Below are 12,453 nucleotides of genomic sequence, written 5' to 3'. Positions count from 1 at the left end.
TATAAGACCAAGGTATCTATTCGGAGTGGCTGGGTTGCCTAATCTTTCTATTAATCATTTAGCGAAATACCCTGGGATTTAAAAACATTTATCCGCAGGCTAAAGCCTGCGCCTACCATTTTACCGGTTACCACCCGACTAACTTTTTATTTATGCAATGCGAAAGCCTTGCCCTACGAAGGGCATCAATCAAAACCTTGTCCGACACTGAAATTATTGGATGCCCTTACCAATTTTGCCCATAGGTTTTATTGTCACTAAATAAAACATTTTATAAAAATGTGGAGAGGACTCAGGTTCAATCTACCAGTTCGGCTTTCTTTTCTCCAAAAATGCTTTCATCCCTTCTTTTGCCTCTTCAGTTGAAAACAAAATGCTGAAGGCTTCAGTTTCATAAGAATTTGCCGTCTGTAAATTAGCATCAATCCCCCGGTTGATGACGGTCTTAGCGATCTTCACTGCATTAGGACCGGCATTTTCAATGATTTTCTTGGCAATATTTCTTGCCTCTTCAAGCAAGCTCTCTGCCGGAACAACTTTATTTACCAAACCAATACGGTAAGCCTCCTGAGCATCAATCATCTCACCTGTAAAGATTAACTCCTTAGCCTTACTCACACCCACCAAACGCGCCAGGCGCTGAGTGCCGGCATGCCCGGGTATTAATCCAAGTTTCACTTCAGGCTGACCGAACTTGGCTTTTTCAGAAGCAATGCGGATATCGCATGCCATAGCGATTTCACAACCAGAACCGAGGGCATAGCCGTTAACCGCAGCAATCACAACTTTTTCCATATTTTCAATGAAAGAAAGAACCCGCTGCCCCAGCTGACTGTATTCCCGTGCCTGCAGGGAATCCATCTGGGCAAGTCGGGAAATGTCAGAACCTGACACGAAAGATTTTCCTTCACCAGTAATTATTATAACCCGCACCTCTTTATTTTCGTTGAATTCCTTCATCGCCGATTCGATTTCTAAGATTGTCTCGGTATTAACCGCGTTTAAGACTTCGGGTCTGTTTACTTTTAAAAGAGCGATTTTATCAGAAATTTCAACTACGATATTTCTGTATTCCTTCATTTTTGCCTCCCTTTATTCAATCTTGGCTTTTAAAGATATCAGTAGCACGGGGAAAATCAAAAGCAAGATAAAAACTTTTCCAGTTTATGGAGAAATCGTTAAATCCAGGATCATCCACATTAAAGAATAAACGGCTTTCCGCTCGCACAGCATTGAAGCCCATGCGCAGGCTCAGAAAATAGTGGGTAATACCAATCGCTAAATCAATAAGTGTCTCCTCTTTAAACCCCCAGGCACTCATCCCGGAATATAGATAAAAACTCAGTGGTATTATCTCAAAGGATTTTCTTTGGGCGCTCCAGGAAACAAAATAAATATATGCGGGAGCAATGAATCCAGTAAGTGCCAGACCATCTGAAGTAAAGTTTGCATTGTGGATAACTCGAAATCCACGCGTGTCCAAGCCAATTGCCTTGTAGACAATCGCTAAATCACTAATTCGGTAATCCATATGTTTAGGAAGAACAACAATTCCACCGGTAGGATTAAAAAATAACCGCAGTGTTGTTTCGTATTTTTGAGCGTTGAGCAGGACAAAAGAAAAAAAGATGTGGGTTAACCACATTCTACTTTTACCCATAATTTAATATATTCAGTTTTTGAAGCCAAGTCAATGGAATCCTTTCAAGGTGATAGAAAAACTCTGATTTCGTGGGTGACCTCAATTAAAGCCCAGTATTTTGGAAATGGACCAGGATTTACAATTACCGTGGAGCCAAGTTTATCCATACCCCGTGCCTCATGAATATGACCACACAGACCTAATTCAAACTGATTTTTTTCAATAAAATCACGAATCAATTTACTACCCACATGCATCCCCATCATGGTCTTATCGACATGGGTATTGAAAGGAGGTGCGTGACTGACAAATATTTGCCGGCCGCCTTTATTACGGTGATTGCTTAAGATTTTGGTTATCTCTTCATCAGAGTATTCTTGTGGTGTCTGAAAGGGAGTATAACCGCTACCGCCGATTCCGAAAAAAATCAAACCATTGAACTCCTTCGTCTCCCCGTGCAAATTTATTCCTTCATCCCTCAAGAGATCTAAAACTTCAAACTGATCACAGTTCCCAGGTACACCAAGGATATTGGGATTAAATTGTCGTAGATTATCAAGCACAGTTAAAGCTTCTTTCTTGCCACCAAAATTGGTGATGTCTCCGGAGATAACAATCAAATCCACCATCCCCAATAGTTCAATTACTTCTTTCTCATAGTTTATTCGACCGTGGATATCGGAAATTGCTAAGATCTTCATTTAAAGGCACTAAGGCGGTGATAATTTATAATATCTTTTAAAATGGTGGCCGCAATCGCTTCCAAACCCGAAGCCCCGCCCATAATGGTCAAATCCCCCATGTACCTGGTATAAAATGTAATACCCTTATTCGCACCGTAAATGCTAAACAATGGATCACTGCTATCGAGATATTCTGGATTTACCGAAATCGTTGGTTCATTATTTTCAATTATTAAATTACCAATCAAACGCACTGCTTTCCCCTGCCGGACATGAGAAATGATCTCCCGCTCACTTAATTCCATAATACCCCGACAGTAAATTGTTTTAAGGTCAACGCATTTGCCGGTAAGCAACAAACCGATGATCACCATCTTATAACAGGTATCAATTCCTTCAAGATCAAATCTATAATCAGGCTCCGCGATACCCAACCGCACTGCCTCCTGAATTGCCTCCAGTTTGGTACGGGCCTCAAACATTATTTTGTCCAAAACATAATTGCTGGTCCCATTAAGAATCCCTCTCACTTTATAGACACCGGCATTAATCAGTTCATTCACCATTCCTGCTGCTGGGAGTGCTCCGCCGGTCGTCGCACTTAAACCGATATACACACCGCTGGATTTAGCCACCTGGAAGAGTTCATCACCTTTGAAAACAATCGGTGCTTTATTCACACAAATAATTGGAATACCCTTTTTCACGGCCGTAAGTAAGTAAGGGTAACTTAAACCTGCATCAAGCCGAGAGCCAGGCAAACCGTCGATCAAAATATCAATCTTTTGCTGGTTAATTAATGGCATAAAAGATTCGATAGATTCTTTACCCACACGGTTGACCGGTTGACCTTTCTCTTTTTCCTCCAAGACAGTTCGGATATCAATCTCGTCGTTTGCCAGAAAACTCCTTGAATCAGCGATAGCAGTGAATTTTAAAGCAAATCCGAAATCTGCCCATAATTTAGCTTGATTCTCAAGATAGTGTCTTAAAAATGCCCTTATCACTCTACCCATTCCCAGCAATCCAACCTTGTATTCGTGTTTATTTCGTTCTTGGGGCATTTTTAATGATTATATATAAAAAATAAAAACAGTCAACAATTTCTGGAGCTAATTCCTTTCAACTTTTTGTCAAATTATTTTTATGCGCTGGATTATTAGCGGTAGCCGCGCCCTTCAGGGTGCGAAATACCTTGGGATTTAAAAACATTTATCCGCAGGCTAAAGCCTGCGCCTACCATTTTACTAGTTACCACCCGACTAACTTTTTATTTATGCAATGCGAAAGCCTTGCCCTACGCTGAATTATTGATTATCCTTACAAATTTTGTCTATGAGTTTAATCCTGCCTTCACAAGATAGAAAAAAATATGAAAAGGACTCAAAAAAAGACAAATCTTGACAATCTTGATTTGCAAGTTATAATTTAAAAAGACGGAGGAGATTATGGAGTTAGGGTTGCTATTATCAATAATAACAATTGGAAGTCTTTGTTCTGGAGTCAATAACATCCCTATTTTTGGCTCAATCTTAAAAGGACAATATACCCCCGAAATTTATGGTGACGGAACAAAGATTATATTCTCCAATGGTATCTCATTTGATACAAAACTTCTTGGGAAAAATGGAGAGCCTGATTTGCCTGCTGATTTAAAGACCCAATATCGTGATAATGAGTTAGGTTATTATATTGTCCAGTTTACAGAACCGATATATGGACCAGAAAAGGACTGGCTTGGATCCCAGGGTGTAAAGATTCATTTTTATGTCCCAAATTATGGATTTGTTATCTCTCTAAAGGGTAAGACACAGCAAAATGTAGTCCTCTCAAATCCCTCAGTGAACTGGATGGGCATTTACCAGCCTGCCTACAAAATCTCAGGGCTATTTGATACCGTTGGGGATGAAAATAAAGTAACAATTCTTTTATTCCCGGATGCTGATATTACAGGAGTTTTGAATGAGATAAAAGAAATTACCTGCCGGAAAAATTTTATAATCTCAGACAATGGTATAAACAAAATTATCCAGGGTGTGGTAAATAAAAAAGATATCAATTCCCTCGCACGAATCAAAGGAATTTATTGGATTGAACCATATATTGAACCCGAATTGTGCAATATTGATGTCCAGTGGATACTCCAGGATGCCGAACCGAATGTAAGAAAAATCTGGGATAAAGGCATTTGTGGAGAAGGTGAGATAGTTAACTCCGTTGATGCAGGGATATATACAACCCATTATGCACATTGCTCGGGTAGCCCGCCAGTACCAAATTTTGGTTATTATCCTGACCATAATGCAATCGTGGTTTATGATTCCGCAGGTCCTTATTGTGTATTTGGGGGGTCGTCACACGGCACATTCACTGCGGGGACTTTAACTGGAGATGATACTTTAACCCCGGGCAATTCTTTATATGATGGCATTGCCAAGCGATCAAGATTATACCATTCCCAATTAGGGGGAAACGGAAGCACATTTTTTATTTTTCCGGACCTCAATGACCTTTATATCCGACCTTACAACCTGTATTATCCACCAACCCGCGCATATATCAGCAGTAATCAATGGGGTGCCGATGTTGCGGGCAGGTATACAGCCCATTGCCAGCAGGTCGATCAATTTATGTGGTCTCACAAAGACTTTTTAATTTTATCTGCGGTCGGCAGCAGCGGACCAGGCCCCGGAACAGTCGGTTCTCCGGCATCTGCCAAAAATTGTATTGCCGTAGGTGCTACCGGAAATAGAACATCAGGATATACGCAGTATCAAAGTTATAATAGCCGTGGTCCAACAGTTGATGGTAGATTAAAACCTACTGTCCTTGCTCCGGGCGGACCAGTTACTTCATCCGGTAATCCACCCAATGGTTATATTACAATGAGTGGCACAAGTGTGGCAACACCGGGTGCCTCTGGTGCTGGGGTTTTAGTCCGTCAATATTTGAGGGAAGGCTGGTATCCAAATGGAAAAAAGAATGCAGCAAATTCATGGTCATACATCAGTTCCGCAATGATCAAGGCAATATTGATAAACTGTGCAGACCCCAATGTGGGAAATTATACCGTCCCGGATAACAATATCGGCTGGGGTCGGATTGACCTTGATTCAACACTTTATTTTGATGGTGATTTGCGTAAGACCTTGCTCTATGACGATACAATCGGACTTTTGACCGGGGAGACAAAGGATTTCTATTTTAATATTCCCTCAAGTTCCGCAAACCTGAAGATTACTTTGGTCTGGACTGATTATCCAGGTAATCCTGTAGTCTTAAAACAACTCGTGAACGACCTTGATTTATATGTCCGGAGCCCTTCGGGCACATATTACCGCGGCAATCAATATTCTCAGGGACAATCAATACCCAATCCATCAGTCCGTGATACATTGAATGTTGAAGAATGTGTGAGGGTTAATGCGCCAGATTCAGGTGACTGGTTTGTGCGGATTGAAGGTAGGAATATACCTTTTGGTCCCCAGCCATTTGCTTTGGTGATTACTTATACCGGCTCTGGTACTGCTGGTTTTGTTTCTCTTGATAAACCAGTCTATCGTGCCAATGATTTTATTATTGATACAGTAAGGATAAGGGTTGAAGATTCGAATTATGGTTCTCTGGGTATACATGATACATTATTAGTGTCCATACGAGGGAAATATATTGAGACCCAGCCTGAGACCTTGAAGTGTCTTGAACTTGCTGAAAGTGCTTATGTATTCAAAGGTGAGATACCTTTACTCTTTCGGGGTGCGGTTCATAACGACGGCAAACTCTCGGTATGCCAGGGTGATACGATATATGTTTCATATACCGACAACAATCCGCCATTTATTTCTCAGGTCTGGGCGGGTGTGGATGCCTGGTATTTTTTGATTTCAAATGTCCATTGCGAAAATATTGAAGCCCACTCGGTTGATGTTTGCTGGAATACAAATGAAGGGTCAAATTCAAAGGTTTATTATGGGACTAATCCGAATAATTTAAATCAGGTTGTATCGGTTGATACCCCTTATGTATTGTTCCATCGGGTGAAAATCAATGGTCTTGAAGAAAATATGACTTATTATTATGATGTGGAATCAAGGGATTTTCGTGGTAATACCGTGCGGGATGACAACGGCGGTTTACATTACTCATTTGCGACCAAAAAAGCAACCCTGACCGATGTGCTTGTGGTTTTATTGAATAATCATCTTACGGGTGAAGAATTTGCCCATCCGGAATTTTTGAGGAATGCATTGAGTTCTGGTGGCTGGTCATACAACTGGTGGTCAACAAAGGATATGGGGCAGTTCAGGCGTGATGATTTGAAATGGTACAAGGCAATATTCTTCCAGGTAGGACAGGAGAACTATCCGGTCTGGACCATTGCCCAGAAAGAGACGATAAAATTATACCATGATGGTGGAGCAAGGTTTGTAGTAACTGGACACGATATCGCCTGGGACCCCTGGAATAATAGTCCTTCAGCCGATACCTTATTCTGCAAAGACTATCTCCATTATCGGTTCATCGGTGATATCTACTCCAGCACCTGGAATACCCTGCGCGGTATTTCCGGAGACCCGATCTCCGGCGATTACACAACTGGCGCTCCCTACCAGCCATTCCGTGCGGGAGCAGTCGCGGATGCGATATTGCTTTCGGGTACAGGTGCAGCAGGAATTGGCTCTTATGTCTGGCATGGTAATGCTGCAAACGATTCCTGTGGAATAAGGTGGGAATCAACGAATAATATGGGCACACCCGGTGATGGTATCTGGGGTGGTCATAAGACCAGGGTTGTAGCAAACTGTTTTGAGATAACCCAGATTGATACAACAAATCCTAATAGTCCGATAAGAAATGATATAATAAATAAAACACTTATCTGGCTCATCGGCCATGACCATCCGGATGTGGTGATTAATTCCCCGGTTGCGGATACGACATATACAACGAGTCCAATAATCATTGACTGGAATGCCACGGCTTATGGTGGTGCGGAGATTGATACAATCAGGATAGAATATTCACCGGATGGCGGTCAGACCTGGTGTTTGATAATTGCGGATACCGGATTGGTCGCTCCATATCAATGGGATGTGAGTAATATTCAGAATGGGAATAGATACCGAATGCGGATTACGGTAAATGATAAGGGTGCCTATCCTTCTCTAATTGGTTCTACCACAACCGGCAACTTTCGGATTAATATTCCGGGCAACGACAATTTCGGTCCGCGAGTGATTCCCAATTCAATAATTGTTGCAAATAATCCCAAATTTGTCACACCCGATGATACATTATTACCGTTTACGGCGGTTGTGAGCGATTCTCAATCTGGTTTGAGTATAATTAATTCTGCACAGTATTTTGCAAAGTCCGGAAATCAAACCACCGGCGAGTTGCCAATGACAGTCTCGGATGGTCAATGGGATGAGATAGAAGAAGGTGTGAATGGCACAATAAGATTGGTATATACTCCTGGCGTGGTGAATATCTGTTCTTTATTTGTGCGGGGATGTGATAGTTTACAGAACCTGGGTATGTGGTATCATCGGACATTTACTTTGATTGATGGTGATATAAGGATGACCGGTGTGATTGAAGATATGCAAAAAGAGTTTCCGATTGCCTTTGCCCTTTATACCCCTATGCCCAATCCAACAAGGGGCAAGACGAATATCGTCTATGCAATTCCGCATCCATCAAAGGTCAGTCTCCGAATATACAATTGTCTTGGGCAGGTTGTGCGGGTATTGTTAGAAAAAGAACAAGAACCGGGAGTCTATCAAATAATTTGGGATGGTGATGATTTTCTTGGTCGGAGACTACCCGCGGGAGTCTATTTTATAAAATTTGAAGCAGGTGGCGCTAAAAAGATTAAGAAGACAGTGTTATTAAGATAAATGTTGGGCAAACCTTCGGATTTGTACTGCAAATTGTTGAGCAAGCTCAACCACTACAAATGTTCGAAATGTAGTAGCAGAGCTTGTTCTGCAAAAGTAGGGCGAGGCTTTAGCCTCGCCAGGAAAAGCGATTAAATGGTAGCCGCAGGCTTCAGCCTGCGTGTGGTCTTTTTTATGGTTTGGATGTCGAGCAAACTCGACCACTACCGGAAAAAATAGTTAATTGTAGTGGCAGAGTTTGCTCTGCAACAATCAATGTTGAATATTATTATCGCGACTGGGAAGTCGCTCCTACAAAATTAAAAAGCAAAATCAATTTTAATCTTAAAAGATCTGCCAATATTTAATATCCGGTCTTTTATCTTTTTTTCATAAAGAATCTTATTGTGGTAATAGAATTCATAATCTTTTAGTTTTTCTGGGAATCTTTCCCGGATTTTCGTTATCACATTATGCCAGACCTTAGGATAAGGGTTTAATGAATCAAAGGTAATATTCTGGGCACCGGATTCTTCAGCAGATTTTATCAAGTCTTCAATCTCCTGGTCAGAATCAGTAAGATATGGCAGTATCGGTGCGACAAAGACCCATGTATAAATTTTATTTTCAGAAATTTTTTTGAGTGCCTTGAGTCTTTCTGATACCGGTGAAGAATTCGGTTCAAAGAGATTTTTTACATCAGGATTCAAGGTCGTTATCGTGAATCCTATTTCAATCTCTTTGATTTTCAAGAACAAATCTAAATCCCTCAAAACAAGCGAAGATTTTGTTAAAATTGAAACAGAATGCTGAAAATACCTCAGTATTTCAAGACATTTTCTTGTTAGCTGATATTTCTCTTCAATGGGTTGATACGCATCACAGACCGTACCGATTGAGATATGGCTCTTCGCCTTTAGTTGTTTTAATTGTTTCTGGAGAATCTCGGGTGCATTTATCTTTATATCCACAAAATCGCCCCATTCCTCATTATGATTGGTAAATCTTTTCATAAATACTGCATAACAATATGCGCATTTATGTTCACACCCGGTATAAGGATTTAATGCAAAATCAATTCCGGGAATTCCTGATTTATTCAGGATTGATTTACATAAAATTTCACGGTATAAGCTCAATTCAAGTCCCTATATATTATATTGAGTTAGAAAGAAGTGTCAACCAGATTGATCTCTGCCTCTACGATTCTTATTAAAGCTCTAAAGGTTTATTGCACTTGAGGAAAACATCCTGTAAAAATCAGAGGTGTCCGAAGCAAAATATTCTTGACAACCACAAGATTGTTAATATAATCCATTTATGGCTGTATTGATATGTTCAATTTTGTTTTCTTCTCCATTTAATCAAAATTTCTTTCTGATTGTCCAGCCTGATACAAATTTTAAATCAATCCACCAGTTACAGACAGAAGAACACAAAATGGATACAATAAATAATAAATCTGCTACTGGCTTTCAATCCGAACGGGCAATGATAAATTTTGCCCTGATTATTCTCATAATAATTCTTTTTATATTCTTTGCCACAATATTTTTGATTGCCCGAAGGATTTACTTAACAAAGAAATAAGGAGGGTTTATGACATTTTCTGTTCTTATTGGTATTTGTCTTTATTCTGCTTTTGATTTTCCTACAATCCATCAGATTGAATATAATCTGCACAAATCCGAGGCAGAATGGACACCAGTATCTTCAACAAAATTACCTTATGTGCCCCTTGAACCCGGAATAACAGGGATGGCAAAGAACTACTATGGTTATCTGCCATACTGGACAGATACAAGTTATTATCAGTATTTCCAGATTGAATTACTGACCCATATCTCTTATTTCTCGGTTGATATTGACCCATCAACCGGCAGTTTGGGAAGCATACCAAATGCCTCAAGATTTTATAAAATCCGCGATTATGCCCATCCACGCGGGGTCAGGATTCATATGACCTTCACAGTTTTCGGCAATACAAATGTTACAAACTTCCTGAATAATGCAACAGCAAGAAATAATGCCGTGAATAATATAAGAAATTTTATGACAAATTACGGTTGTGATGGTGCAAATATTGATTTTGAATTTGTCACGAGTGCGGTTCGGGATAGTTTTAATAGATTCATAAACGATTTAGCATATGCCTTATGGAACCATCCTAATGGCAGAAAAGAATTGTATTTAGCAACACCTGCAGTTCCTGAATGGTATCCAGGCTATGATTTTTCTTATCTTGGTTCACATTCTGATGGCTTGTTTATTATGGCTTATGATTATCACTGGAGTGGCTCAAGTGTTGCCGGACCGGTCTCGCCCTGTATCCCTTCTCCATTCTGGGGGCAGTATTGTGTTGCAAAATCAATCGGCAGTTATAAGGTATATGGTGTTCCTGGCTCAAAGATTGTCCTTGGTCTCCCCTATTATGGCTATGACTGGCCCACGGCCTCTGGTGATATTGGCAGTTCTACAACTGGAACCGGTTCAGCAGTGATATATTATTATGCCTTCCAAAATGCAAATACCTATGGCAGATTATGGGACAATTATTCCCAGACACCCTGGTATCGTTATAATTCAGGTGGCTGGCATCAATGCTGGTATGATGATTCAGTATCACTTGATATAAAATTTGGAATGGTAAATGATTCCATACTACAGGGTGCAGGTTGCTGGGCTTTAGGATATGACCGCAGTTATGACCATATATGGAATGCAATAAGAAGAAGATTCTGGATTGAACCGCCTACAAGGCACTGGACCGTTGAGGTAAATATAGATAGCCTCAATGTCCGTGATGGTCCGGGAACGAATTATAGGATAATCACTGAAGCACGACTCGGCACAAAATTTGTATCGTTTGATTATTATTACAATCAGGGTGTTTACTGGTATAAAGTCTATTTCCCATCCGCAAGTGGTCCATACTATGTTTGGATGTCTGGTGGTGATGGAACAAATTCACAATATATGAAAGGGACAACGAGGAATACAATCCTGCGCATAAATTCAAGTCTGGTCAATGTCCGCGAAGGTCCGGGAGCATCGTATCCAGTAATTACCCAGGTTGCAAATGGTCAAGTATTTGTTGCAGATTCATTTTCTGGTAATTGGGCAAGGATATATTTACAATTAACGGATAAACCACGGGGTTGGGTTTATATTCCGTATACCATAATAAACAATCCCGAAGATTATAATACCTATAATTGTAGCATCCAGAGCTTAACATATCCTTCAACCGTTAATTCACTTGATACATTCACGGTATCAATGCATATTCAAAATACTGGATACGGACCGTTTGATACCCTTGTCTATCTCAAAGGAACGGGCAGGAGTCCATTCTATTATCCAGCAACCTGGAAGGATACGATCCGTGCAAAGTTAACTGGATTCTGGGGATTGCCCGGTCAGGTCTTTTATAATTATGCAAAATTCAGAGCACCGAGCGTGCCGAATCAAACAACAATTGCCGATACATTTAGATTTGAAAGGAATGGGGTTCTATTTGGTCCGCAGATAATTGTCAGTGTCGTTGTCAACCCGGTAGGGATTGGAGAAAAACAACATTTGACTGTCCAAAATCAATTGATAAAAGAAACAATTTTCAGCAAAGAACTGCATATCAATCTAACTGAGATTGAAATCCCCTGCGAGATATTTGTATATAACATTCTGGGCGAGAGGATTATACACAAGAAAGTGTATCACAAACAAGAAATTCACTTCGGACAGGACCTGAAATCTGGTGTCTATTTTGTGGTTCTAAAAACGCCCGATAAAATAATAAAAACCAAGATAATAAAAATAAATTGACGAAATGTAGTAGCAGAGTTTACTCTGCAAAATTTAATAGTTGTAGTGGCAGACCTTGGTTTGCAAATATTTAAAAGGGCAAATCTTTAGCCAATTTCCTCTGTAGGGCAAGGCTTTAGCCTTGCAAGAATAAAAAGGTCTGCCCTACTAATCCCCCTATTTCCCCCTTTAAGAAAGGGAGATTGAGGGGGATTGCATCGATTTTACCCTGTTATTCCAAAGGTAAAATGTCCCCTTAATTTCAAAGCGAGATGTCCCCTTATGATATTTAATTCTTTTCTCATGTCAACTACTGCTTACCATTGCAATGAAATTTCTGAATAAGTCTTCCCTGGTAATAAACACTAATCTGTTTTTCAGGAATAATTCGCAATTCAATCTCCACATTTCCCCAGTAGGCACGATAATCAAAATTGGTCAATTG

At 40.2% G+C, this 12,453-nt stretch carries 8 protein-coding genes; 3 read left to right on the top strand and 5 right to left on the bottom strand.

What is annotated here, in order from left to right; all coding sequences use genetic code 11:
• Positions 1-303: 303 nt before the first annotated feature.
• Genes ABIL39_11360 through ABIL39_11345 form a run of 4 tightly spaced genes read right to left on the bottom strand, consistent with a single transcriptional unit; the run spans position 304 to position 3,389 of the window.
• Entirely contained in the window at positions 304-1,080 is a 777-nt protein-coding gene (locus tag ABIL39_11360) for an enoyl-CoA hydratase-related protein (protein ID MEO0166720.1), read from the bottom strand.
• A gap of 16 nt (positions 1,081-1,096) precedes the next feature.
• Entirely contained in the window at positions 1,097-1,660 is a 564-nt protein-coding gene (locus ABIL39_11355) for a hypothetical protein (GenBank protein ID MEO0166719.1), read from the bottom strand.
• Between the two features lie 44 nt (positions 1,661-1,704).
• The gene (locus ABIL39_11350) at positions 1,705-2,343 is read right to left on the bottom strand and encodes a metallophosphoesterase (GenBank protein MEO0166718.1); all 639 of its coding nucleotides are present in this window, start codon (positions 2,341-2,343) and stop codon (positions 1,705-1,707) included.
• Complete coding sequence (locus tag ABIL39_11345; GenBank protein MEO0166717.1) at positions 2,340-3,389, bottom strand: hypothetical protein; 1,050 nt, start codon at positions 3,387-3,389, stop codon at positions 2,340-2,342. The genes ABIL39_11350 and ABIL39_11345 overlap by 4 nt, the downstream gene beginning before the upstream one ends.
• A gap of 384 nt (positions 3,390-3,773) precedes the next feature.
• On the opposite strand from ABIL39_11345, the gene ABIL39_11340 reads away from it, so the two are divergent.
• Positions 3,774-8,225: a S8 family serine peptidase gene (locus tag ABIL39_11340; GenBank protein MEO0166716.1), complete on the top strand. Its 4,452-nt coding sequence runs from the start codon at positions 3,774-3,776 to the stop codon at positions 8,223-8,225.
• Positions 8,226-8,524: 299 nt separating this feature from the next.
• Here ABIL39_11340 and ABIL39_11335 read toward each other — a convergent pair whose 3' ends face one another.
• Positions 8,525-9,343 carry a spore photoproduct lyase family protein gene (locus ABIL39_11335; GenBank protein ID MEO0166715.1) on the bottom strand — a complete coding sequence of 273 codons (819 nt, stop codon included), beginning with the start codon at positions 9,341-9,343 and terminating at the stop codon, positions 8,525-8,527.
• A gap of 181 nt (positions 9,344-9,524) precedes the next feature.
• Between ABIL39_11335 and ABIL39_11330 the strand changes: the two genes are divergently transcribed.
• Together ABIL39_11330 and ABIL39_11325 are read left to right on the top strand one after the other, a co-directional pair.
• Positions 9,525-9,794, top strand: coding sequence for a hypothetical protein (locus tag ABIL39_11330; GenBank protein MEO0166714.1), 270 nt, complete (start codon positions 9,525-9,527; stop codon positions 9,792-9,794).
• A 9-nt stretch (positions 9,795-9,803) separates the two neighbouring features.
• The gene (locus tag ABIL39_11325; GenBank protein MEO0166713.1) at positions 9,804-12,029 is read left to right on the top strand and encodes a glycosyl hydrolase family 18 protein; all 2,226 of its coding nucleotides are present in this window, start codon (positions 9,804-9,806) and stop codon (positions 12,027-12,029) included.
• Positions 12,030-12,453: the final 424 nt, after the last annotated feature.

It is taken from the genome of candidate division WOR-3 bacterium, assembly GCA_039802205.1.
In the GTDB taxonomy this organism is placed as follows: domain Bacteria; phylum Hydrothermota; class Tepidihabitantia; order SM23-42; family JAOAFX01; genus JAOAFX01.
The sequence above is the reverse complement of the archived record's forward strand: the minus strand, read 5'-3'. Positions and strand labels throughout refer to the sequence as shown.